19 protein-coding genes are annotated in these 24,613 nt (G+C 68.4%); 7 read left to right on the top strand and 12 right to left on the bottom strand.

From position 1 onward, the window contains the following. Positions 1-139 precede the first annotated feature (139 nt). A complete protein-coding gene (locus tag ACZ6ZD_RS33235) occupies positions 140-2,527 on the top strand; it encodes a penicillin-binding protein (RefSeq protein WP_465678120.1) in 2,388 nt (795 codons plus the stop codon). 64 nt (positions 2,528-2,591) lie between these two features. Further along, positions 2,592-3,863, top strand: coding sequence for an aspartate aminotransferase type Ic (locus ACZ6ZD_RS33230; protein WP_465678188.1), 1,272 nt, complete (start codon positions 2,592-2,594; stop codon positions 3,861-3,863). Here the strand turns inward: ACZ6ZD_RS33230 and ACZ6ZD_RS33225 are convergent. Continuing rightward, on the bottom strand, positions 3,852-4,361 hold the full coding sequence (locus tag ACZ6ZD_RS33225) for a PaaI family thioesterase (RefSeq protein WP_465678118.1): 510 nt from the start codon (positions 4,359-4,361) through the stop codon (positions 3,852-3,854). The two genes, ACZ6ZD_RS33230 and ACZ6ZD_RS33225, sit on opposite strands and share 12 nt — an antisense overlap. Before the next feature lie 66 nt (positions 4,362-4,427). Between ACZ6ZD_RS33225 and ACZ6ZD_RS33220 the strand changes: the two genes are divergently transcribed. Next, a complete protein-coding gene (locus ACZ6ZD_RS33220) occupies positions 4,428-4,907 on the top strand; it encodes a winged helix-turn-helix transcriptional regulator (protein ID WP_465678116.1) in 480 nt (159 codons plus the stop codon). Here ACZ6ZD_RS33220 and ACZ6ZD_RS33215 read toward each other — a convergent pair. The 3 genes from ACZ6ZD_RS33215 to ACZ6ZD_RS33205 form a co-directional block, all read right to left on the bottom strand. Beyond that, positions 4,895-5,860, bottom strand: coding sequence for a trypsin-like serine peptidase (locus ACZ6ZD_RS33215; protein WP_465678114.1), 966 nt, complete (start codon positions 5,858-5,860; stop codon positions 4,895-4,897). The genes ACZ6ZD_RS33220 and ACZ6ZD_RS33215 overlap by 13 nt on opposite strands. An 84-nt stretch (positions 5,861-5,944) precedes the next feature. Continuing rightward, complete coding sequence (locus ACZ6ZD_RS33210; protein ID WP_465678112.1) at positions 5,945-7,078, bottom strand: tetratricopeptide repeat protein; 1,134 nt, start codon at positions 7,076-7,078, stop codon at positions 5,945-5,947. A 56-nt stretch (positions 7,079-7,134) separates the two neighbouring features. After that, a complete protein-coding gene (locus ACZ6ZD_RS33205) occupies positions 7,135-8,493 on the bottom strand; it encodes an NAD-dependent succinate-semialdehyde dehydrogenase (RefSeq protein WP_465678110.1) in 1,359 nt (452 codons plus the stop codon). Between the two features lie 153 nt (positions 8,494-8,646). Between ACZ6ZD_RS33205 and ACZ6ZD_RS33200 the strand changes: the two genes are divergently transcribed. Further along, the gene (locus ACZ6ZD_RS33200) at positions 8,647-10,743 is read left to right on the top strand and encodes a M6 family metalloprotease domain-containing protein (protein WP_465678108.1); all 2,097 of its coding nucleotides are present in this window, start codon (positions 8,647-8,649) and stop codon (positions 10,741-10,743) included. On the opposite strand, the gene ACZ6ZD_RS33195 is transcribed toward ACZ6ZD_RS33200, so the two are convergent. Further along, complete coding sequence (locus ACZ6ZD_RS33195; protein ID WP_465678106.1) at positions 10,740-11,411, bottom strand: histone deacetylase; 672 nt, start codon at positions 11,409-11,411, stop codon at positions 10,740-10,742. The two genes, ACZ6ZD_RS33200 and ACZ6ZD_RS33195, sit on opposite strands and share 4 nt — an antisense overlap. 93 nt (positions 11,412-11,504) lie before the next feature. Here ACZ6ZD_RS33195 and ACZ6ZD_RS33190 point away from each other — a divergent pair, with 93 nt between their 5' ends. Beyond that, on the top strand, positions 11,505-13,535 hold the full coding sequence (locus ACZ6ZD_RS33190; protein WP_465678104.1) for a phosphocholine-specific phospholipase C: 2,031 nt from the start codon (positions 11,505-11,507) through the stop codon (positions 13,533-13,535). Between the two features lie 137 nt (positions 13,536-13,672). Here the strand turns inward: ACZ6ZD_RS33190 and ACZ6ZD_RS33185 are convergent, their stop codons facing one another. From ACZ6ZD_RS33185 to ACZ6ZD_RS33155, 7 genes are all read right to left on the bottom strand, one after another. Beyond that, positions 13,673-14,563 (bottom strand): ABC transporter ATP-binding protein, encoded by an 891-nt coding sequence (locus ACZ6ZD_RS33185; RefSeq protein WP_465678102.1) that lies wholly within the window; start codon positions 14,561-14,563, stop codon positions 13,673-13,675. Further along, positions 14,560-15,429: an ABC transporter ATP-binding protein gene (locus ACZ6ZD_RS33180; protein WP_465678100.1), complete on the bottom strand. Its 870-nt coding sequence runs from the start codon at positions 15,427-15,429 to the stop codon at positions 14,560-14,562. The genes ACZ6ZD_RS33185 and ACZ6ZD_RS33180 overlap by 4 nt, the downstream gene beginning before the upstream one ends. Next, positions 15,422-16,297: an ABC transporter permease gene (locus tag ACZ6ZD_RS33175; RefSeq protein ID WP_465678098.1), complete on the bottom strand. Its 876-nt coding sequence runs from the start codon at positions 16,295-16,297 to the stop codon at positions 15,422-15,424. The genes ACZ6ZD_RS33180 and ACZ6ZD_RS33175 overlap by 8 nt, the downstream gene beginning before the upstream one ends. A gap of 5 nt (positions 16,298-16,302) precedes the next feature. Further along, positions 16,303-17,397 carry an ABC transporter permease gene (locus ACZ6ZD_RS33170; RefSeq protein ID WP_465678096.1) on the bottom strand — a complete coding sequence of 365 codons (1,095 nt, stop codon included), beginning with the start codon at positions 17,395-17,397 and terminating at the stop codon, positions 16,303-16,305. After that, the gene (locus tag ACZ6ZD_RS33165; protein WP_465678094.1) at positions 17,394-19,226 is read right to left on the bottom strand and encodes an ABC transporter substrate-binding protein; all 1,833 of its coding nucleotides are present in this window, start codon (positions 19,224-19,226) and stop codon (positions 17,394-17,396) included. The genes ACZ6ZD_RS33170 and ACZ6ZD_RS33165 overlap by 4 nt, the downstream gene beginning before the upstream one ends. 377 nt (positions 19,227-19,603) lie before the next feature. After that, a complete protein-coding gene (locus ACZ6ZD_RS33160; protein WP_465678092.1) occupies positions 19,604-22,615 on the bottom strand; it encodes a sacsin N-terminal ATP-binding-like domain-containing protein in 3,012 nt (1,003 codons plus the stop codon). Between the two features lie 124 nt (positions 22,616-22,739). After that, positions 22,740-23,180 (bottom strand): cupin domain-containing protein, encoded by a 441-nt coding sequence (locus ACZ6ZD_RS33155; protein ID WP_465678090.1) that lies wholly within the window; start codon positions 23,178-23,180, stop codon positions 22,740-22,742. 122 nt (positions 23,181-23,302) lie between these two features. Here ACZ6ZD_RS33155 and ACZ6ZD_RS33150 point away from each other — a divergent pair, with 122 nt between their 5' ends. Both ACZ6ZD_RS33150 and ACZ6ZD_RS33145 read left to right on the top strand, forming a co-directional pair. Then, on the top strand, positions 23,303-24,100 hold the full coding sequence (locus ACZ6ZD_RS33150) for an SGNH/GDSL hydrolase family protein (protein WP_465678088.1): 798 nt from the start codon (positions 23,303-23,305) through the stop codon (positions 24,098-24,100). A 31-nt stretch (positions 24,101-24,131) separates the two neighbouring features. Beyond that, positions 24,132-24,605, top strand: coding sequence for a GNAT family N-acetyltransferase (locus tag ACZ6ZD_RS33145; protein ID WP_465678086.1), 474 nt, complete (start codon positions 24,132-24,134; stop codon positions 24,603-24,605). Positions 24,606-24,613 lie beyond the last annotated feature (8 nt).

Raw genomic sequence — 24,613 nt, 5'->3', positions numbered from 1 at the left:
GCGGGTCGCTACTCAAGGTGAGAAAGCAAGGCAAAAGTGTCAAATCCGTGACGGAAAGGCTGCCGGTAGCCCCTGACCTCCCGTACTGTGCCAGGTCATGCACAGAGGTGACCCTGCCCGCCCCAGTGTTTTCCGGTCGGTGCTCGCATTTCTCCTGATCAGCGCGGTCTCCGGCGCACTCGTCGCCGGGCTCGCCCTGCCGCTGGCCGGGCTGGCCGACGTGACGACGTCGACCGCGCACAACACGGTGAAGTACCTGCCGCAGGACCTGACGATCCCGCCGCTGGCGCAGTCGACGACGATCGTCGCGAGTGACGGCAAGGTGATCGCGAACCTGGCCCAGGAGAACCGCAAGCAGGTCACGCTGAAGCAGATCAGCCCGATGATGCTGAAGGCGATCGTCGCGATCGAGGACGACCGGTTCTACCAGCACGGCGCGATCGACCTGAAGGGCACGCTGCGGGCGCTGGTGCTGAACCAGTCCCGCGGCTCGGTCGCGCAGGGCGGCTCGAGCATCACCCAGCAGTACGTCAAGCTCAGCCTGGTCGCGAAGGCCCGGACGCCGGAGGAGCGCGCGGCGGCCACCGCCGACACCTACGAACGCAAGTTCACCGAGCTGCGGTACGCGATCGCCGTCGAGGAGAAGATCTCCAAGGACGAGATCCTGAACCGCTACCTCAACCTGGCCTTCTTCGGCGACCGCGCGTACGGCGTCGAGGCCGCGGCGATGCACTACTTCGGCGTCCACGCCTCGAAGCTGACCCTGACGCAGGCCGCGACGCTGGCCGGGCTGGTGAAGAGCCCGAACGCGTTCAACCCGGTCGCCCATCCGGTCGCCGGCAAGGAGCGGCGCAACATCGTCCTGGGCCGGATGCGCGACCTCGGCATCGTCACCCCGAAGCAGGCCCGGGACGCGATGCGGACCCCGGTCATCGATCTCAAGAAGGTCAAGGCGTTCCGCACCGGCTGCGCGAACTCGCCGTACCCGTTCTACTGCGACTACGTCGTGGCCCGGCTGAAGCAGAACCCGGTCTTCGGCAAGACCGAGGAGGAGCGCGAGGACTACATCGAGACGGCGGGCCTGACAGTTCGCACGTCACTCGACCGCAAGATCCAGGCGGCCGCGCAGGCCTCGATCGACAAGCACTCCAAACCGGCCGACGAGGCCGTCGCGGCGATCACGATCGTCGAGCCCGGCACCGGTCTGGTGAAGGCGATGGCGCAGAGCAAACCGTACGGGTTCGGCAAGAACCAGACGGCGTACAACTACAACGTCGAGCAGTCCTACAAGGGCGGTTACGGCGGCTTCCAGAACGGGTCGACGATGAAGACCTTCACGATCGCGGCCGCGATCCAGAAGGGCGTCCCGCTGAACTACCGGATCAACTCGCCGCAGACGCTGGACCTGTCCGGCCGCCAGTTCAAGACCTGTCACGGCACCGCGTCGGACAACAACTACAAGCCGAAGAACTCGACCCGGACGGTGGCCGATCCGTCGATGATCCAGGCCGCCCAGGCCTCCACCAACACCTACTTCCTGCAGCTGTCCGAGCAGGTCGGCCTGTGCCCGATCGCCAACCTGCTGGGCAAGATGGGCATGCGGGACGCCCAGACCGAGGAGCCGCTGGAGCAAGTGCCGTCGATGACGCTGGGCTCGGCCGGTCTGATCACCCCGCTGATGCTGAGCAGCGCCTACGCGACGTTCCCGGCCCGCGGCACCTTCTGCAACCCGCAGATCGTGACCGCCGTGGCCAGCAGCCGCGGCAAGACCATCCAGACCCCCGGCCTGAGCTGCAAGTCGGTCATCACGCCGCAGGTCGCGGACGGCGTCAATTACGTGCTGAACAAGGTGATGGACCCGCCCGGCACCGGCAGCAGCCTGAAGTTCGGCAGCAGCGACCTGGCCGGCAAGACCGGAACCATCGACGGCAGCAAGGCCGTGTGGTTCGCCGGCTACTCGACCAAGCTCTCGGCCGTGTCGGTGGTCGCGGACGCGACGCCGAAGTACACGGACCTGCAGGGCCAGACGCTGAACGGCCGGACGATCGGCGAGGCGTCCGGCTCGAAGATCGCGGGACCGTTCTGGGAGACCGCGATGCGCGCGGCGCTCAAGAATTACGCCCGGACGACGTTCGTCCAGCCGGACCAGAAGACGATCCGCGGCAACGTGAAGAACCTGCCGGACGTCAAGGGGATGACGCCGGAGCAGGCGGGCGTCACGCTCAAGGCGCTCGGCTTCAAGGTCGCGACCGCGTCCTCGCAGGTGGACTCCGACGCCGTCGCCGGCACGGTCGCCTGGACGACGCCGCGGGCCGAGGAGGGCGCCCTGGCGGGCGCGACGATCCTGCTCTGGCTGTCCAACGGCAGCAAGGTTCCGCCGCCCACCACGCCACCGCCCCCGGGCACCAGTCCCCCGCCGCCGGGCACGTCGCTGCCGCCGATCCCGCCGCCGACCAAACCGACCGGCGGCCCGGCCTGCCCGCCCTGGGATCCGAAGTTCCCGAACTGCCGCCCACCGCGCCGCTGACCCTCGTTTTCGCACCGGTCACGGACAGCACTACGCTGTCCGTGATCGATTGCGTGCGAAGGGAATTGTCGTGGGTGACACAGCCTTGACGGTGGAAGAGTTGACGGCGCAGCGCGAGCGCGCCCAGGCGGAGTACGAAGCACTCGCCGCGAAGGGGCTGAAACTCGATCTGACCCGCGGTAAACCGTCGCCGCGACAGCTGGATCTGGCCGACGCGATCCTCGGCGGCATCGAGCGGCCCGTGGCCGCCGACGGGACGGACCTGCGCAACTACGGCGGCCTGGTCGGCCTGCCCGAGCTGCGCGCGATCTTCGCCGCCGACCTGCAGGTCCCGGCCGACCAGCTGCTCGCCGCCGGTAACTCGAGCCTCGAGCTGATGCACGACGCGATCGTCTTCGCGCTGCTCGGCCAGGTCCCCGGCGCGGAGCAGCGCTGGGCCGACCAGGACGTCACGTTCCTGTGCCCGGTGCCCGGCTACGACCGGCACTTCGGCATCTGCGAGCGCTACGGGATCAAGATGGTCCCGGTCGCGCTGACGCCGGAGGGCCCGGACATGGACGAGGTCGAGCGGCTGGTCGCGGCCGACGCCTCGATCAAGGGCATCTGGTGCGTCCCGAAGTACAGCAACCCCGACGGGACGACGTACTCGGCCGAGACCGTGCGCCGGCTGGCCGCGATGACGACCGCCGCGCCCGACTTCCGGATCTTCTGGGACAACGCGTACGCCGTCCACCACCTGACCGACGAGCACGCCGAGCTGGCCGACGTCCTGGCCCTGGCGGCCGAGCACGGTAACCCGGATCGCGTCTTCGTCTTCGGCTCCAGCTCGAAGATCACGCTGGCCGGCGCCGGCGTCGCGTTCTTCGGCGCCTCCCCGGCGAACCTGAAGTGGTGGCAGAGCCACACGGTCAAGCGCAGCATCGGCCCGGACAAGGTGAACCAGCTGCGGCACGTGCAGTTCCTCCGCGACGCCGACGGCCTGCACGCGCACATGCGCAACCTGGCCGAGCTGATCCGGCCGAAGTTCGAGGCGGTCGACAAGATCCTCACCGCCGAGCTCGGCGACACCGGGTTCGCGTCCTGGAACGCGCCGATCGGCGGCTACTTCATCACCCTGCGGGTGCCGGAGGGCTGCGCGGCGGACGTCGTCGCCAAGGCGAAGGCGGCCGGGATCGCGCTCACCCCGGCCGGCGCCACCCACCCGTACGGCGACGACCCGTCCGACAGCATCATCCGGATCGCGCCGACGTACCCCGAGCTCGACGAGCTCGAGGCCGCGGTCGCCGGGCTGACGGTGTGCGTGCGGCTGTCGGCGACCGAGAAGCTACTGGCCTAGCTCGAAGAGCATGCAGGTGGACGTGGCGTGGGCCAGCAGGGCGCCGCGCTCGTCCACCAGCCGGGCCTCGGCGATCGCGGTCCGGCGGCCCCGGCTGATCACCTGACCGGTGCAGCGCAGCTCGCCGGATTTCACCGTGACCGGCTTGATGAAACGCGTGTTCAGGTCGAGCGAGGTGTAGCCGACGCCGACCGGCAGCGTCGAGTGCACCGAACAGGCCGCGGCGGTGTCGAGCAGGGTCGCGATCACGCCGCCGTGCACGGTGCCGAGCGGGTTGTAGTGGAACTCGCGGACCGGCAGGATCACGGTCACCGAACCCTCTTCGACCTCGATCCCGGTCCCGCCGAGGGTCTGCAGGATCGGCGGCGGCGGGAGTTTGCCCACGGCCAGCGCCTGCAGCAGCTCGAGCCCCGACAGACCGCCGACATGGGCCGCGATCTCGGCCGGATCCGACCAGCTGAAGGTGCGCGTGCGGGCGGCGTCCTGGATGTCCGTCATGGGCCGAGCCTCACAGCTGTTGGCTGGGTCTGTCAACGAGACCTAGGAAACACTAGGATGCCCGGCATGTACAACGCGCTGGAGTGGTCGGCGGACAACTGCCCGGTGGGCCGCACGATGGAGATCATCGGCGAGCGCTGGACGGTCGTCGTCCTGCGCGAGGTCTTCAACGGCATCCGGCGCTTCGACGATCTCCGGGCGCGGACGGCGATCCCGCGGCAGGTCCTGTCGAACCGGCTCGCCGCGCTCGTCGACCACGGCATCCTGCGGCGGACGCCGTACCAGGAGCCGGGGGCCCGGCAGCGGTTCGAGTACCGGCTGACGCCGAAAGGGCTCGACCTCTACCCGGTGCTGATCGCGATCCGGGACTGGGGTGACAAGTACCTCGCGGACGACGCGGGCGCGCCGCTAGAGGTCACGCACCGCGAGTGCGGCGCGTTGGTGCACACCGAGGTCCGGTGCGCGGCCGGCCATCACGTGGTCTCGCCACGCGACGCCGTACCGCGCCCCGGCCCCGGCGCGCGCCGCCGGGATCAGCCGGCCTGAGCGGTGTTGTAGACCGACTGGGCGTCGGCGCCGAAGTACGGGCCGAACATCCAGTTCGGGATGAAGTTGATCTTGTAGCTGTTCACCGAGTTGACGATGCCGGTGCCGGCCGCCTCGTTGAACTGCAGGAACCAGCCGCCGCCGCTCGAGCCGCCGGTCATGTTGCAGGTCATGCCGAGCCCGTCCGAGATCAGCGCGTTGAACACCTTGCCGCTGCAGTAGATCAGTTTCGAGCCGTCGTACGGCGCCGCGGCCGGATAGCCGAACGCGTACATGTTCTGGCCGCGCGCCTGGTTGAACGCGATGCCCTGGCCGCCGACCACATCGGTCAGGTTCTGCCCGTTCAACGGGTTCACCACGGCCGCGCCGACGTCGTAGTTGATGTCCTCACTGGCGACCCACTGCGCGGTCGCGTAGGTCTTCTTCGCGGTCCACGTCCCGTACGGCGTCGCGCCGTTGTCGTACGCCGGGACGAACACCCAGTTGGTGTGGAAGGCGCCTTCGAGTTTCACGCAGTGCCCGGCCGTAATGACCGTGCTCTTGTTGCCACTCGTCACCGCCGTCCCGCTGCAGGACGCCGTCCGGCCGGTGTAGGTGAAGAACACCCGGCCCTCGGTGCTGACGATCTTGCCGCCGCCGGTCCACGGACCGCCGCCACTCGGGAACGCGGTCGGCGCCATCGCCGTCGGCGCCACGGTGGTCGGCGTACCGGCGGCCGCCGTACTGCCGCTCAACCGCTGCTTCGGCGTCAGCAATTGATCGATCGGCACCGCGGACCGCATCCGCTCCGGCGTCCAGAACCCGGTAACCCTGGCCTGTTCGGCTTTCGTCGTCGCGGCTTCGTGTGTTGTCGAGGGTTGGACGGCGGTGGCGGTCGTACCGGCGAGCGGCACGGCCAGGCCGACCACGCAGGCGGTTGCGAGCAGGGCGGAACGAACGGGGCGGATTCGCATCATGTCTCCTCACTGAATGTGATGGGCTGATCACATCTGGTGCGTCACCCTAAGCGCTCGACCGCCGTCGGGAAAGGGGTGAGATCAGGGCCGAACAATGGTCGGCTGGAAGGCCGCCCGCAGCGCGGCGCTGGTCGGCGTCACGAACTGGTTCGGCTCGGGGTTCGAGAAATCGGTGGCAGCTTGGTAGTAAAGCCGCCGCGGGCACGACGTCCCGTCCACCTCGACCTTGCCGCTGCGGACCAGCCGCCCGGTCCGCAGCTCGTACGTCTTCAGGTTGAACACCACCTTGCGGAACGTCACCCACACCGGCCCGAACCCCAGCTTCGCCTGGTACGGGCACGTCTTCACGGCCTTCCCCTGCGCGACGTCCACACAGACCACGATCGTCGCCGCCTTCGGGTCGCTCGTCCGCCATGCCTTCGGCAACCGCGACGCGTACCCGTCCATCTCGTCGCCCAGCAGGATCGTCCGATTCAGACCCTTCCGGTACGGCGGCGCCGCGCTGTACTTCGCCGGGTTGTCGCAATACGTCCCAGACTCCGGATCGACCAGCCCCCGCACGTCCGCCAACTCGATGGCCTCGGTCGCCCGCTGCGCCCCGGCCTTCGCCGCCGCGACCCGCAGATCATCCGGATACCGCTCGATCACCTGCTGGTAGAGCTTCCGCGCGCCATCCCAGTCCGCCTGCTTGGCCAGCTCATCAGCACAATCGGACGCCGCCCGCGGCCCGACCTCAGCGATCGCCGTCCCGACCCGCTCCTGCAGTTCCTTCCGCGCCGCCCGCCCGCGCATCTCTTCGGCAATCCGCCCGGCCAAACACGGCTCCGTCACCCGCAACGCACCCAAGAACCGATCGACGACAACCCGCACCCCGCCACGCTGCCCCGGATCAGCCAGCACCTGATCAAGCACCCCCAGCCCCTGGCTGGCATCCCGCTCACTGCCATGAACCGCCCGATCGAACATCACCTGCGCCGCATCCAACCGCGCGCAAGCCGCAACATCCGCCTCACTCCGCCTTACCGCCGACCGCCCAACCACCTTGTGCACAAGGTGATACCGCTCCACCGCAGCCCGCACGACCGCACAATCCCCAGCCGCGCGGGCCTCCCGCACCACCCCATCAACCCGCCCCACGTCGTACCGCACCACCCCCGCGGCAGCGACCACAACCGCCACCGCCACCAGCGCGATCACCACCACCGAACGCTTCATCCTCCAACTCTGCGCCGGTGCAATGCCGCTTTACGTCGAGCGACCGCAACCTGCCATCAGAGGCGGATGGACTTCTTGTTCATGAACTCTTCGATGCCGGCGGGGCCGAGTTCGCGGCCGAGGCCGGAGCGTTTGATGCCGCCGAAGGGGAGGTCGGCCTGGGAGCCGCCGGCGCGGTTGAAGTAGACCATGCCGGCGTCGATGCGGTCGGCGACGCGGCGGAGGCGGGCGGGGTCGGTGCCCCAGACGCTGGCGCCGAGGCCGAAGGGGGTGTCGTTGGCGAGGCGGACGGCGTCGTCCTCGTCGGCGGCGCGGAAGACGATGGCGACCGGGCCGAAGATCTCTTCGTAGTAGGCGTCCATACCGGGACGGACGTCGGTCAGGACGGTCGCCTCCAGGTAGGCGCCGGGGCCGATGCGGTGTCCGCCGGCGCGCAGGGTCGCGCCTTGGTCGACGGCTTTCGCGATCTGGCCGGCGACCTCGTCGGCGGCAGCGATCGAGGCGAGCGGCGGGAGTTTGGTGTCCGGGTCGGCCGGGTCGCCGGGGACGTAGTACTCCGCGACGCGTTTGGTCAGCCGGTCGACGTACTCGTCGTACAGGTCGGCGAGCACGATGATCCGTTTGGGCGCGTTACAGGACTGGCCGCAGTTGCGCATCCGGGCGGTCGCGGTGGCGTTGACGGTCTCGTCCATGTCGGCGGTGTCGAGGATGATCAGCGGATCCGAGCCGCCGAGCTCGAGGACGGTCTTCTTCAGGTTCTTCCCGGCCTCGGCCGCGACCGAGATCCCGGCCTGCTCGCTCCCGGTCAGCGAGACGCCCATGATCCGGTCGTCGGCCAGGATCCCCGGGATCTGCCGGCTCGACGCGTAGGTGTTCACGTACACGTCGTCCGGGACGCCGGCCGCGTGCAAGATCTCCTCGATCGCCTGCGCCGACCGCGGGCAGATCGACGCGTGCTTGAGCAGAATCGTGTTGCCCAGCACGAGATTCGGCGCCACGAACCGCGCCACCTGATACACCGGGAAGTTCCACGGCATGATCCCGAGCAACGCCCCGATCGGCCCCTTGGTGATCACCGCCCGGCCGCCCTTGACCTCCAGCGGCTCGTCCGCCAGCAACTCCGGCCCGTGCTCGGCGTAGTACCGGAAAATATCCACGACGATCCCCACCTCGCCGCGCCCCTCGTTCACCCGCTTCCCCATCTCCTGCGTCATGATCGCGGCCAGCTCGTCCGCCCGAGCCGCGAACCCCTCCGCGGCCCGCCCCACGATCGCCGCCCGCTCCCCCACCGGCCGCGCCCGCCACCCGCCGTACGCCCCGTGCACCCGCCCGATCGCCGCCCGAACCTCCTCCGCACTCGAGTTCGCCACTTCCTCGATCAACACACCCGTCGCCGGGTCGGTCACCGTGTACATAACGCCTCCTCGGAAAGCTCGCCAGCCACCCTAACCACCAAACGCCATACTGTATACAGTCATCTCGCCCCGCGACCAGTTGTGCGCCCGGGCGGTTGGGGGCATGCTCGGGCGCGGTAGTGAAACGTTCCTTCGTCGATCGGATGCCCGCCCGTGTCTGAGCAACGGAAGTATCGAGTCGGTTTGCGGTTGGTCGCCTTGCTGGCGGCGGTCGCGGTGCCGGGGATGGCGCTCGCGGCGCCGAGTGCGCCGCCGGATCCGGAGAACTCGTGGCAGTACCCGCACTGGCCGCAGCAGCAGCCCTGGCAGGAGTCGGGGGCCGGGGACCGGGTCGCGAAGACCGCGGCCGGCGGGTTGCCGGGGCCCATTGATCCGCAGAACTGGGAGAACCCGGACCACATGACGTGGTCGGACTACAAGAAGCCGCCGGGGACGAACTGGGCCGACCCGGGGGTGAAGGGGTCGAAGCGCACGTTCAAGGGCGCCCTGGTGCTGCTCGACTACCCGAACCTGGACTTCGCGGTGACGCAGCCGAAGGGGTCGACCGTGTTCGGCAACCCGAGCGCCGAGGCCAACGGCGTCCCGCGGGATCAGGTCGCGCAGTTCTACAAGAACTTCCTGAACACGCCCGGCGATCTCAACCGCGGGCACACGCTGCACGAGTACTGGATGGAGGACTCCGGCGGCCGGTACGGCGTCGACCTCACGGCCTTCGGCCCGTACCGGATGCCGGGCAAGTCGCACGAGTACGCGATGGAGTTCCAGAAGCCGAGTGACTGCCCGGCCGGGGACAGCTGCGTGAAGAACATCCGCACCGACGGCCGGGCCGCCTGGGTCGCGGACCAGGGTTCGCAGGTGCCGGCCGGGTTCGACTTCGTCTTCTTCCTCAGCGCCGGGCAGGACGAATCGTCCACCTGGCAGGAGTTCGGGATGATGAAGTTCCCGACCAAGGAGGACGTCACCGACGCCTTCGGCCCGCCGGACCCGGCGCTGCCGAACTGGTCGAACACCCGGTACGTCGACTGGACGTCGTGGGCGGCCGGATCAACCATCTGGCCGAACGCCGGCGGCGGGTCGTCGACCCAGGCCGAGAGCTCCGGGATGAGCGTCTACGCCCACGAGTTCAGCCACATCCTCGGGATCGGCGACAACTACAACAACCCGTACGGCGTCCCCGCGCGCCGCGACTACTCCGGGCCGTGGGAGATGCTCAGCCGGGGTACGTTCAACGGGCCCGGCGGTCCGCACAGCCGGTGGATGATCCCCGCGACCGGCGGCGCCTCGATGGGCGCGCAACACATGCTGCGGAACAAGATCAAGCTCGAGATGGTCGACGAGCAGAACGTCCTGCGGCTGTCCCGGGAGGCTCTCGCGACCTCGGGCGTCGTGGTCGCCGACGTCACCGCGCGCTCGGTCGAGCCGGGCCCGAAGGGGCTCGCCGGGATCAACATCCAGCTCGGCGGCGCGGGCGACCTGGCCCCGCCGTGCGACCCGTCGAAGGATCCGTTCTGCGACGGCCGCGGGTACCAGAACTACACCGTCGAGGTCGTCGACCGGATGGGCACGGACTCGTTCACACCCGACTCCGGCGTCCTGCTGGCGAAGACCAAGAATCAGGACGCCGCGCCGTTCGAGTGGGTCATCGACGCGAACCCGCAGGACATCAACATGACGGACTACGTCCTGCCCGACGGCACCAAGGTCCCGATCACGATCGGCGACTACCGGCAGCTGTCCGACGCGCTGTTCCACGCGGGCACGAACTCCGGCAGCGAGTACGAGTACACCGACGCCGCCAACCGCCTGCACTTCTACATCACCAACCTCCGCCGCGACCGCGCCGGCGTCCTGTCCTACACGGTCGCGATCCGCTCCCTCGACGGCTCCGGCCCGCAGAAGCGCGGCGTCCGCGTCCTGCCCACGGTCGCCAAACCCGGCAAGGGCGGCGTCCAGACCTGCACCTTCAACCTCACCAACACCGGCAAGGCCGGCGCGGCCTCCGAGCACCCCGAGGACGTCGCGAAGTACCTCAAGGGCGACGTCTACCGCCTCTCCGCCAAGATCAACGGCAAGGACTGGGCCGTCTCCCTCCCGAACGCCCTGGCCACCGCCAACGCCGGCCAAACCGTCGCCGTCCCCGTCCACACCAAGCCCGGCCGCGGCCCCGTAGCCACCATCACCCTGACCGCCAAATCCGAGTCCGACCCCACCAAGACCGCCAAAGCCACCTGCGTGGCAATCAACCGCTAACCGAGGGGTCCGCCCTGCTCAGTCAGGGCGGACCCACCCGGCGCACTGCTCAAATACCCGGCGATCCGCGCATCGTCCCACCCATGCGCCTCCCGCAGCCCAGCCGCGATCCACCCCACGTACGCCGCCGACGGCGCAACCGCCTCGAGCCCCGCGACATCCCCATGCGTAATCGTGAACATCGGCCACCCGTCGCGCTCCCCCAGCCGGACGACGGTCTCGTACCGCCCAGGCCCCATCGTGTGCAGCTCAACGACGTCCGGCAGCACGGCCGCCAACTCCAGCGCGAACGGCCCACCCGGCTCGCGCCACATCTCCTGAGCGGCGACGTCCGCAAACTGCCCCGGCGTGAGCAAATAGGCCCGCCCAGCCACGATCCGCGGCGCGCCGGGATCAAAGAAGGCCGAGCCGCCGCCCCAGACCTTCGACTCACCCGCGAACAGGAGACCGCCGGGGACTTCGACGCCCTCGATCCGAGCGGGTTCGGTGCGGTCACGGCAGCCCGGGTAAGTGCGGGCGCCGCCGGTCGGGCGGCCGCCGCCGAGGTAGCAGCGGAAGCGGTCGAGGGCGAGGTTGGAGCCGTAGGCGACGTACCAGACGTGGTCGATGGGGATCTCCTGGTGAGCGTAAGAGTTTGAAACTGATTGGAAGTAGGCAGGAAAGTTCATCTTCCGTCAGTTAATCGTTCAGGTTAGGGTGCCTGCGATGCAGTGCCGGGGGTTGACACTCCATCCGCCCCAACCGTCCGACAGGAGACGCACATGCCAGACATCAATCGCCGGAGGTTCCTGCAGCTGGCCGGCGCCTCGGCCGGGTTCGCCGCGATGGCGAACAGTATCGAGCAGGCCGCCGCGATCCCCGCGCACCGCGAGTGCGGCGACATCAACGATGTCGAGCACATCGTGGTGCTGATGCAGGAGAACCGCTCGTTCGACCACTACTTCGGGACGCTGAAGGGCGTCCGCGGGTTCGGCGACCCGCGGCCGGTGACGCTGCCGAGCGGGAAGCCGGTGTACTTCCAGCGGGACAAGAACGGCAAGGAGATCCCGCCGTTCCACCCGGACGCCGACGACCTCGGGCTGCAGTTCCTGACCGGGCTGCCGCACAGCTGGCCGGACGGCCACCACGGCATCAACCGCGGCAACTACGACCAGTGGATCCCGGCCAAGGGCGTGGCCACGATGGCCTACCTGACCCGCGAGGACATCCCGTTCCACTACGCGCTCGCGGACAAGTTCACCCTCTGCGACGCCTACCACTGCTCGTTCATCGGCGCGACCGACCCGAACCGCTACTACATGTGGACCGGCTACACCGGCAACGACGGCACCGGCGGCGGCCCGGTCCTCGGCAACGACGAGCTCGGCTACGGCTGGACGACGTACCCGGAGCGCCTGGAGCGGGCCGGCGTCTCGTGGAAGATCTACCAGGACATCGGGGACGGCCTCGACGGCCCGGGCGGCTGGGGCTGGATCGACGACGCCTACCGCGGCAACTACGGCGACAACTCGCTGCTGTACTTCAACACCTACCGCAACGCCAAGCCCGGCGACGCCCTGTACGAGAAAGCCCGGACCGGGACGAACGTCAAGGCCGGCGAGGGCTACTTCGACCAGCTCCGCGCCGACGTCAAGGCGAACAAGCTCCCGAAGATCTCCTGGATCGCCGCGCCCGAGGCGTTCACCGAGCACTCGAACTGGCCGACGAACTACGGCGCCTGGTACATCTCCCGCGTCCTCGACGCGCTCACCTCGAACCCGAAGGTGTGGAGCAAGACCGCGCTGTTCATCACCTACGACGAGAACGACGGATTCTTCGACCACGTCGTCCCGCCCTTCCCGCCGGCCGACGCCAACCAGGGCCTCTCGACGGTCGACACCGCGCCGGACTACTACCCGGGCGGCACCCGCTACACCGCCGGCTCGTACGGTCTCGGCCCGCGCGTCCCGATGTTCGTCGTCTCGCCGTGGAGCACCGGCGGCTACAGCTGCTCGGAGGTCTTCGACCACACGTCGATCATCCGCTTCATGGAGAAGCGCTTCGGCGTCCACGAACCGAACATCTCGCCGTGGCGGCGCGCGATCTGCGGTGACCTCACCTCGGCCTTCGACTTCGGCGTCGCCAACCACCGGCCGATCCCGATGCCCGACACCTCGGACTACGAGCCGCCGGACCGCGACCGGCATCCGACGTACGTCCCCGCACCGCCCGCGACCGGCGCCGTCCCGGCCCAGGAGCGCGGCTCCCGCCGGACCCGACCGTTGCCCTACGCATCGATCGTGGACGGCGCCGCGGCCGCCGGCCGCTTCCACCTGACCTTCTCCTCCGGCCCGCGCGCCGGAGCCCAGTTCCTGGTCACCGCCCAGAACCGCACCGACGGCCCCTGGACCTACACCACCGAAGCCGGCAAGTCGATCTCCGACAGCTGGAACGCCACCGCCTTCGGCGGCAGCTACGACCTCACCGTCCACGGCCCCAACGGCTTCCACCGCGCCTTCAAAGGCAAGCCCACCACAGCCCTCGAGATCACCGCCCGAGACCACCACGGCGACGTCCAACTCACCTTCACCACCGACGTCGCCCGCACCGTCACCCTCACCAACGCCTACACCGGCAAACCCAGAACCCTCCACCTCAAACCCGGCAAAACCACCCACACCATCCCCACCACCCGCCGCTGGTACGACCTCACCATCACCACCCCCACCGACCCCGCCTACCTCCGCCGCTACGCCGGCCACATCGAAACCGGCGCCCCCGGCCTCAGCGACCCCGCCATCCGCACCAGCTGACTCCCGAACACGTCCCACGCACGTCCCGCACCCGTTCGCGGCGCAGGCAGGCTCGCCAGTTGCCTACCTGCGCCGCAGAACGCGGGTGAGATCGCCGGGGAGCGCTCTCTGGCGATCTCTCTCAGATGCCGGCTCGCTCAGATGATGGGGGTTTCGGGGGCTGGGGTGGTGGCTTTGGCGTCGGCTCGTTCTTGTTCTTCGAGCTCGTCGACGGTGATGCGGTTGGTCCAGCGGTTGTCGGGGTCGGGTTGGGGGATGGAGTCGAGGAGGAGCTTGGTGTAGGGGTGGGAGGGGTCGTGCATGACGGTGGAGACGGGGCCGCGCTCGACGATCTTGCCCTTGGTGATGACCATGACCTCGCCGCCGAGGTAGTAGACGGTGGACAGGTCGTGGGTGATGAAGAGCGTCGTCATGCCGTGGTCGCGCTGGAAGTCGAGCAGGATGTCCAGGAAGTGCTTACGGACCTGGGCGTCCAGCATCGAGACCGGCTCGTCGGCGATGATGAACGACGGCCGGAGCATGTGCACCCGGGCGAGCATGATCCGCTGCCGCTGACCGCCGGAGAGTTGGTGCGGGTAACGGCCGAGAACGTTCTCCGGCTCCAGGCGGACCGCGCGCAGCGACTCCTCGATCAGCTGGAGACCCTTCGAGCGACTCGTCGTCAGCCCGAACTTCTTCACTGCCTTCCACAGCACCCGATCGACCCGGTAGAACGGGTTGAAGATCGCGTACGGATCCTGGAAGACGGGCTGGACGTCGCGCCGGTACTCGTCGTACTCGGACCGGCTCAGCTTGAAGATGTCCTTACCGCCGTAGAGAACGCTGCCCGCCGTCGGCTTCTGCAGACCGAGCACGTTCCGCGCGATCGTGCTCTTCCCGCTGCCGCTCTGCCCGACCAGGCTGACCACCTGGGGCGGCTCGGCCGCGAGGGTGAAGCTGACGTCGTCCACCGCGGTGATGTGACCGGCGGCCACGCCACGGGCGTGGAATCGTTGCTCCACGCCCCGAAGCTCGAGCTCGGATTTCATGACGCCCTCCTGCCCATCTTCGGGATCGACTCGATCAGCCGTTGGGTATACGGATCCTGCGGATCCTTGAACACCTGCCGGACGTCGCCGACCTCGACCAGCCGGCCCTCGTACATGACCGCGACCCGGTCGGCCAGCTGCGCGTGGACGCCCATGTCGTGCGAGATCACCATCAGCGTGACGCCGAAGTCCGTCCGCAGATCGGCCAGCGACTGCAGGATCACCCGCTGGATCGTGACGTCGAGCGCGGTGGTCGGCTCATCGGCGATCACCAGGTCGGGTTCGAGTGCGACGGCGATCGCCATCAGCACCCGCTGTTTCATCCCGCCGGACAGCTCGTGCGGGAACATCCGGGCCACCCGCGGCTCCAGACCGACCTGCCCGAGCAACCGCGGGATCAGCTCACCCAGCGAGGCCTTGCGGGCCGGCGCGTGTTCCAGGATCACGTCCTTGAACTGGTCCTCGACCCGCATCACCGGGTTCAGCGAGCTCATGGACCCCTGCGGGAGATACGAGAGAGCGCTCCATCGCAGGACGCGCAACTCCTCGCCGTCCACCTTCAGCAGGTCGACCGGCGCGCGGCCGCCCGGATAGAACATCACCGAGCCGGCCGTCACCTTGCCCGGCGGTTTCAGCAGCCGCAGCAACGCGACCGCGAGCGTGCTCTTCCCGCTGCCGGACTCCCCCGCGATCCCGAGGATCTCACCCCGGCGGACGGCGAGATCGAGACCGCGGACGGCTTGTACGTCACCGCGGCTGGTCGAGTACCTGACGTCCAGTCCGGTGATCGCGAGAACGTTCGGAGAGCGCTCCCCCGCGTTCCCGGCGGGTTTCCCGGCCGCTCGGCCCTGCACCGTCTCACTCACCGGCCACTCCCCTCAGCCGCGGGTTGTAGACCTCTTCCAACCCGATGTTCACCATGTTCAGCGCCGCGAACAGCAAGGTCAGTAACACGATCGGGACGACGAACATCGGCCACGCGCCCAGTGTCAGCGCACCGGTGTTGATCGCGTTGAAGATGATCTGCCCGAGGTCGATCACACCACCGGGCCCGAGCCCGATCACTTCCAGGCCGACCAGCCCGAAGATCGCGCCCAGCGCCGACGACGCGAACCCGACGCCGATGAACGGCAGCAGGTTCGGCAGCAACTCGGTCGCGATGATCTCCAGGTCCCGGGCCTTGCTGACCCGCGCCAGGTCGACGTACGGCCGCGAGCGCAGGCTGAGCACCTGCGACCGGATCGTCTTGGCCGCGAACGGCCAGGAGAAGATCGAGATCATCACGCCGACCTGGAACAGGCTGACGTTCTTGGCATAGGCGGAGAGCGCGATCAGCAACGGGAACGTCGGGATCACCAGCAGGATGCCGGTGAACGTCGACAGCACGCCGTCGATCCAACCGCCCTTGTACCCGGCCACGAAGGCCACGATCACGCCGACCACCGTCGAGATGAGCCCGGCGATCGCGCCGATCTGCAGAGAAACCGAGAGAGCGCTCACCACCATCGCGAGCACGTCCCGCCCGAACTGGTCCGTCCCGAGCAGATGGTCCGGCCCGGGCACCAGCCAGCGTTCGTACGCCGCCAGCTCCAGCGGGTCCGTCGACCCGCCGATCCCCTTCACGATCAGCGGACTGAACACCGCGATCAGCACCATCACGAGCAGGATCGCCAGCCCGATCCCCAGTTTCGGGCTGTTCCGGATCGTCCGTAGGACAGCTGTCAGGATGCGCATCGGCGTCACTTCCAATACTTGACCCGAGGGTCAAGCAACGGCAGCAGGAGGTCGAGCAGGAGGACGGCGGTCAGCACCGAGAAGATCGCGATATCGGTGACGCCCATGATCGTGTTGAAGTCGAGCTGCTGGATCGCGGTCACCAGCGTGGTGCCGAGACCGGGATAGTTGAACAGCTGCTCGACCAGCACGTTGCCGTTGAAGATGAAACCCAGCGAGATCCCGAACGCGGTGACCTGCGGCAGGTAGCAGTTGCGCAGCGCGTACCGGGTCAGGATCCGCCACGGCTTGAGCCCCTTGGCCTCGGCGTACACCAGGTAGTCCTCGCCGAGTACAGGCACCATCAGCATCCGGGTGGACAGGATCCAGCTGAACGTCCCGATCACCACGATCGACAACCCCGGCAGCAACCCGTACTTGAGCAGGCTGGCGACGAAGTCCAGGCTGAAGCCCGGACTGATGTTCGAGTCGTACGCCGACCGCGCCGGCAACCAGCCCAGCGTGTACGCGAACACGTACACCAGGATCAGCGCCACGAAGAAGAACGGGACATGGGAGAGCGCGATCGACAGGTTCGTCATGATCCGCGACCCGAGCTTGCCGCGCCGCCAGCCCGCGATCGCGCCGAACACCACGCCGAGGATCCACGCCATGACCGCGGAGATCCCGAGCAGACCGATTGTCCAGGGCAACGATCGCAGGATGACATCCTGGGCCGGCGTCGGATAACTGATCAGCGACGGCCCGAGATCGCCGTGCAGGATCAGTTTCTTCATGTAGACCAGGTACTGCGAGAAGATGTTGCCGTCCAGACCGAACTCGGCCCGGTACCGCGCGATGATCTCCGCCGACGCCTGCTGGTTGTAGATGTAGTTCTGCTGCAGGCTCTGGATCAGCGTCTGGATCGGGTCGCCCGGCATCAGCCGGAAGAAGAAGAACGCGATGGTGAGCGCTCCCCACAGCTCCACCAGATAGAGCCCGAACCGGCGGACGGCGTACGCCGCGAGCGGATGCCGCGACATCCAGGCCCGCACCCCCGACGGCGGCGCCGGCTCCGGAGTCTTGTCGACGACCTCCGCCGGCGGCGCCTCAGCCGTCACGCCGGGCCCTTCGTACCGGTCGGCTTGATCTTGCCGAGCACGAAGATGAAGTGCTGCCACCAGTTCAGCGGCACCTCGTACAGGTCGTCGTCGGTCGGCCACCCGGTCCAGAAGACCGTGTTGAAGTACGACGGGTACCCGGTCTGGATCACCGACAGCAGCGGCAGGTTCTGGAAGTAGATCTCCAAAGCCTTGTCCAGCAGCGGTTTGGCCTCGGGGGCGGTCGGGTCCATCGCCGTCAGCTGCTTGGACACCTGGTCGAACTCCGGGTTCCGGAAGCGCATCTTGTTCTTGCCGGCGGCGTTCTTCCCGATCGGCTGCGCCTTGTCGCTCTCCCAGTCGGAGTACATCTGCGCGGGGTCCATCGCGAAGCCCGCCCAGTTGGAGTCGATGTCGTACTCGCCGCGCTCGAACTTCTCGCCGTGCACGCTGCCGGACAAGCTGCGCAGCGTGGCCGGGACGCCGACCTTCGCCAGATCGGTCTTGAGCACGTTGGCGATCGCGTACTCACCCCCGTCGACCGGGGACGGCGTGATGATCTCGAGGTTGACCTCCTTACCCTTGTACATCCGCTTGCCGGCGGCGTTCTTCGGGCAGATCTCGTCCAGGATCTCGGTGGCCTTACCCGGGTTGAACTCGAACTTGTACTTGTTCGCGAGCTCGTCGTTCTTCCACTTGTCGTTGGTCGGGTAGTCCGCCCACGGATAGATCGCCGGCGGCACCTCGACCGGCCAGATCGACTTGCCGATCTTCTCCCGGTCCAGGCAGTAGTTGATCGCCCAGCGCATCTTCGGCTCCGAGATCACCCCGCGCGCCGGGTCGCAGTTCAGCCACATCACCCGCGGGTTCGGGTCGTGGAACTGCGTGGTCTGCAGGTTCGGATAGCCGGTGTTGCGCAGCTGCTTGGCGTGCTGCTCGTCGATCGAGCCGACGTCGAACTCCGCGCGCTCGAACGCGAGCGCCGCCTGGTCGGCCTGTTTCGACGTGCTCTGGAAGACGACGTACGTCGGTCCGACGTCCAGTTTGTCCTTGTTCCAGTAGTCCGCGTTCTTCTCCCAGACGAACATCTTCTGGTTCCGGATCGCCTGCTTGAGCTTGTACGGCCCACTGCGGATCGGCGGGTTGTTCTTGAACTTCGTCGGGTCCTGCCCCTTCCAGACGTGCTCGGGCAGGATGTCGAAACCGCCGGCGATCGCGGCGATGAAGTTGTAGTGGAACCGCGGCGTCGCCTTCGTCAGCTTGATCACGGCCTGCTGCGGGTTCGGGACGACGACCTCCTTGACGAACTCCTTCAGCTCACCGCCGCCGCCGAACAGGTCGGCGCGGTCGCGCAGCAACATCACGGTGAACTTGAAGTCGTTCGCCGTCAGCGGTTTGCCGTCGCTCCACTTCGCCTTCGGGTCGAAATCGATCGTCAGCTCGGTGTTGGCGTCGTTGTACTTGTACGCCGTGGCCAGCCAGGGCTTCAGCTCACCGGTCGCGAAACTCAGGTAGAACATCGCCTCGCGGCAGATCTCGAACCCGGCGCCGGACGGCGAGCCGTTCGGGATCATCGTGTTGAAGCTGTCGAAAACGGTGTACTCGACCTGGCCGATGACCACCGACTGCTCGCGCGGAACGGGGATGTTGGCCTTGCCGATCTGGACCGACTTGGTCGCGACGGGTTTGTCGTTGGCGGGCTTGTCGGAGTACGAGCCGCCGCCGGAACAGGCAGCCAGCAGACCGGTCAGAGCGGCCGCGGCACCTCCCCCGACCAAGCTGCGGCGACTGAGTTGGTAGCGGACTACCTCGGCTACGTCTTCGAACTGCGGGCGTGGTGTTTCGTCCATGACGAAAGTCACCTCCGTTTCCGTTGCGTTGACCACGGCATCACCGACCGAGAGGTGCCACGGACTATAAGTAGCGATGACAACGTTGGCAAGAGTTCATTGCCACGTTGCAAAGTTGACGCCAAACCCGCAGATCAGTGGATATACCAACCTCTGACAACGATGTTTCGCTCTGCGTGACGACCCCACCGAGTGGTCCAGTCGGCACTCCGCCGCACCCACCCCGGATCGTGACGGTATACAGCCCGCGCGAGGCCCCATGGCCGGATCCGGACGGGTTACGGCGTCGGTAACGACATGAGGTGTCGCTCTGCGATGCCCGCCCCCTTGCTCGGCGCAGCAGTCGGGGCGGCGTCGGGCCGCACTACCTCATGTCGTTAGCGACGGTCGGTGTGGTGGTCGTAGGCGGCGTCCTGGAGGAGTTCGGAGGTGCGGTCGGGCTCGTTGAGGACGGCGCGGATGAGGTGGCGGCGATCCCAGTGGCCGGCGGACCAGGCGAGGGCCTTGGCGAGACCGTCGAAGGTAGCCGCGTGCGGGGCGCCTTCGGCGTCGACCCACCAGGAGACCTCGACGCCGTCGACAGTGAGCTCCTCGTGCTCCCACCAGTGCGCGGGAACTTCGGGGACGAGCTCGCGCACCAGCTCGGGGACGTCGGCCTCCTCGCCCGTCCCATCAATCTTGCCCTCGGCAACTTCCTGCGCGAGTGGTACGTCGAACAGGTCGCCGAGCCCGTCCGCCGCCGCGCCGGAGGCGACGACGAAGCCGCCCAGATCCGTGCGCTGCAACCACATCGGTCCGTCCACGACGACCGCCGCACCGGGGTCCACGACTTCGGTCCAGCCGTCCGCGCCCAACACCCGGACCTGTTCCGGCGCGTCACCCGGGAAGAGCGGCAGTGTGCCGAGCTGCCGCCAGAAACGCAGGAGAGCGCTCTCTGTGATCTCGTGCTCCGGATCTGCCAGCCGGTCCAGCACCAGACTGATCCCGTCGGCATCCAAGTCGCCGACCTCACGAACCAGCCCGACCGCCGCCCGAACCTCCGGGTCAAGCGCCGCGGTCCACTCCGGCGCCGGATCCAGGAAGGCCGCGAGCACCGGCTCGGCCTCCGGGTCGGCCCGGCCGGCGAGCGGCTCGCCGTCCGCGAGGAGAACGCGCTCTCTGATCCACCAGGCCGCGTACGACGGGACGCCGAGCGGCCGGTCGTCCGGGCCGATCACGCGCACCTGCGTCACCAACGCCCGGCGCAGCTCCGGCTCAGCGCCGAGGATGCCGAGCACCTGCGGCCAGGCGTCGTCGCGAACCCAGTCGAGATCGCGGATCGCGGTCAGCTCACCGACGGTCGCGCCGAACCGGGACCCGTCCGGCGCGACGTCGTACGCCCAGTCGTCGATTCCATCGAGATCTTTGAGTGCCTCAGGCAACCGATCGAGCGCGACGTCGGCGGCCGTCAGCACGCCGAGAGTCGCGAGGACACCGACCGCGGCCAGCGCAGGGAGCCCGTAGCGTTCGAGTAGCGCCGGGTCGATCGGTGCGACCTCATCGGCGTCCAGCACCTGCTCGGCGTCGGAGCCGGGAACGACGAGAGCGTTTGCCGGCGTCGGCTCCCCGTCCGCATCCCGCAGTACAAGATCGGAAAGCCACCACAGTCCGTCGGCCTGGGCAGGGTCGGTGGAAACCAGGCTCAGCACGGCGTGCGCGATCACCTCCGGATCATCCGCGTCCATCGAGTGTTCCACCGCCGCGCGGACGGCGCTGTCCTCCAGCAACGACCGCGGGGACGCCGGGATCGCGCCAAGCCGCTCAAGCGCGGAGTGAACCGCCGCGGGGTGGACGACGCGGACGCCGTACGCGCCGAACTCCTTCAGCACCTCGACCGGCAGCTCCGGACCGGGCAGCAACAACCCCCGGACCCCGCGGACCAATCGGCCGTCAGCGAGCGGAACCGGCAACGTGCCAAGGGATTCCCGCAGCAGCGCGTCCGTGACCATCTCCGTGAGAGAACCGTAGAGAGCGCTCCACCACTCCGGTTCCTCGTGCGCAGCCGCAGTACCCAGCTGGTCGACGACCTCGGCCAGCTCCAGCCGCCGGACGCCGAGCGCATCCAACGCCGGCCGATCCTGCCGAGCCGACCGGATCAATCCCGGCACGATCGGCGCGAGTACCTGGTTGAAGGCGTCGTCCGCACCCTCGACGATCACCGCGTCGCGTGGCCGCAACAACGCGCCGTCCTCGACGGACCGAACGATCGGCGTACCGGGCAGGAGCGCGACGACCGCTTCGCGGACCGAATGATCGAGGGCGCCCACAGCAAGGCCGGTCGGCACCAATCGCAGGACGTCGTCGCCGTCCTCGGCTCGGGTTCGCAGCAAGTCCGCGTACGCCGTCGCCGCCTCACGGACGAGCCGATCGGTCAACGGGCCCTTGGCGACGTGCCGCCGGGTCGGGTCGAGCGGCAGAGTCGCCAGCAACAGCGCTGGCAGGGAGAGCGCTTCCTCGGTCGGCGTCGGCGCCTGCACCACGCCGGGGAGCGCGACCGCTGCGTCCCGCGGCAGCGCCCAGACGACCGAGAAGAACGGGCGAGAGCGCTCTTCGACCGGGCGATCCGCGAGCAGCTCTTCGCGTTCGTGGGCGTCGAAAGCGCCCGCTGTCCGGTGGATCCACCAACGCGATTCCACATCTTCGAGGACGCGCCGGCCCTCGTCGGTGTCGATCTCGATCCGCGCCAGGCCCGGCAACGCCAGCAGCAGCGGATCGCCGGCCTCGGACAGCAGCCGGCGGACGAGCGAGGCGGCAGCCTCATCGCGCAGCGGCAGGATCACCGCGGTGTCGTATCCCTCCGGCGGCTCCCCCTCAGCCGCGAACGGCAGCCGCAACACCGGCACCTTGCCGTCGCGTCGCCGTACTTCGGTCTCGAGCCCTGCCGACCCGAGGCCCGCGATCGCGTCCGCGGTGTCCGCCTTCGAGAACCGGACGCCGCCCGTCCGCGACAAGATCACCGGCTCGTCCGAAACCGCGAGTACTGCCGAGAATCCGACACCGAACCGCCCGACGGCGCCGGTCCCGGTCAGCTCTGCGGTCTGCTCGTCGCGTTTGGCGGAGGCTCGGAGCGTGGCGAGAGATTCGACGCCTTCGCGAGAGAGCGCTGTCCCGGTGTTCGCGACGACGAGAGTGCGGTCGCGAAGTTCGAAGAACACGCGGCCGGGGGCGCCGGAGCGGACGGCGGCATCGGCAGCGTTCTGCGCGAGCTCGACGACCAGCCGGTCGACGTACCCGCCGAGCGCGAGGTCTTCCTCGGCGTTCGCGTCCTCCCGGAAGCGGATCGGCGCCGCCGACCAGCCTGCCAGCACTCGTTCGCGAATCCCCGCCGTACCGAACACGTCGTCGCTCACCGGTGCAGTATGCCGGGAGGGCCGCCAAAGGCGCCCGCCGGGGCGTGGAGATCTGCCCCGGCGAGCGCTCTCTCGGACGATCTCCGGATCGCGGGCCGCGATCCGTGGCCGCTGAGGCCCGGAACTACTGGAACGAGCAGCCCGGGTTGGCGGCGTCCTCGGACAGCGGGGCGCCGTGCGGGTTCACGTACAGCACCTCGAGCACGATCGGCTTCTTGCCGAGGTTGCGGCCGATGTGGACCTGGTTGCTCGGCTCGATGAACGTGTCACCGGTCCGGTACTTGCCGTCGGACTTGCAGTTGCTGCCGAAGTGGTCGAGCTTGCCGGCCTTGACGATGGCGTAGAGCGTGCCGTCGTGGAAGTGCCAGCCGGTCGTCCCGCCGGGCTGGATGGTGATCTCCCGCAGGACGTAGTCGGTGTTCCCGACCGTCTTCTGGTACAAGATCGTGCCGGTTACCCCCGACGGGGGCGTCGCCTCGGCCGTGGCCGGCAGCACGGCGAACGACGCCGCCGCCAGACCACTGATCGAGAACGCGGTGAGCGCTCCCCGAGTAACTCCGCGCATGAATGGTTCCCTTCGAGAATCTGTTGAGTTGTCGATGGTGCAGACCGGACAGCCGTCTGCGCTGTGACACCACCGTCCAGATGCCGAGAACCATGCTGCCAGGCCGCGGTTAAGGTAAAGCCGTGATCCCACCCGGTAGCCGGTACGTCGCCCTCGGCAGCTCGTTCGCCGCGGGCCCTGGAATCGACCCGATCGTGCACCGTCCGGCCGGCCGTTCGGCCCGCAACTACGCGCACCTGGTCGCCGCCGAGCTCGGCCTCGAGCTCACCGACGTCACCTACAGCGGCGCGACGACAGCGCATCTGCTCGACACCCCTCAGGACGGCGCCCCGCCTCAGCTCGATGCCGTCGGCCCCGATACCGCGCTCGTCACGATCACTGCCGGCGGCAACGATCTCGAGTACGTCGGCACCTTCATCCGCGGCAGCCTGCTGAACACGCTCGCCAAACCGGCGTCCTTGTTCGGGCGAAGGGTCGCGAACCGGATCCGGGCCCGGGTCAGCTACCTCAAGGACGACGCCGCGTACCAGGCCGCGGCCGAATCGCTGATCGCCGTCGTCGAGAACGTCAGGGAGCGCTCTCCGGGCGCGCGGATCCTGCTCGTCGACTACCTCCCCCTGGTCGGCCCGAGCACGCGGCCGCGCCTCGACGTACCGCTCAACGAGGAGCAGCTGCCCAGCATCGCGATCATGGCCGACGGTCTGGCCGCCGCCTTCGCCAAGGCCACGGCCGCGACCGGCGCCGATCTCATCGAAGCCTCCGCGGCCGGCCGCGATCACGCGATCGGCTCGCCCGATCCGTGGACGACCGGCTTCGGGCTGCGGCCGCCCGGCGTCCTCGGCGGCGTCGTCCCCTATCACCCGAACGCCGCCGGCATGCGTGCGGTGGCCGATCTGATCGTCGCTCGCCTGCGCTCCTGAAACTGTCGGCGGGCGCTGTTACGTTCGCGCCATGGGCACAGTCGCGCTACGAGACGTCGAAGCAGCTGATCTCGATCTGCTCTTCGAGCACATGCGAGATCCCGAGGCGGTCCGGATGGCCGCGTTCGTCGGTCGCGATCCCAACGACCGCGCCGCCTTCGACGCGCACCGCGCCCGGATCAGCGCCGACCCAGGCATCCTCGATCTGGCCATCACCCTCGACGGCGCCTTCGTCGGCACGATCGCCAGCTTCGTCATCGAAGGCGACACCGAGCTCACGTACTGGATCGACCGCGCCCACTGGGGCCGCGGCATCGCCAGCCAAGCTCTCGCCCTCTTCCTCCGCCGCCAAACCACCCGCCCACTCCACGCCCGAGCCGCCGCCGACAACCACGGCTCGCTCCGCGTCCTCCAGAAAGCCGGCTTCCGCATCACCGGCGCCGACCGCGGCTACGCCCAAGCCCGCAACGCCGAAATCGAAGAAGCCATCCTCCAACTCGACTAGAACAGCCG

This window comes from Kribbella sp. NPDC104218, assembly GCF_055584105.1.
This window is presented reverse-complemented; position numbering and strand designations above follow the sequence as displayed.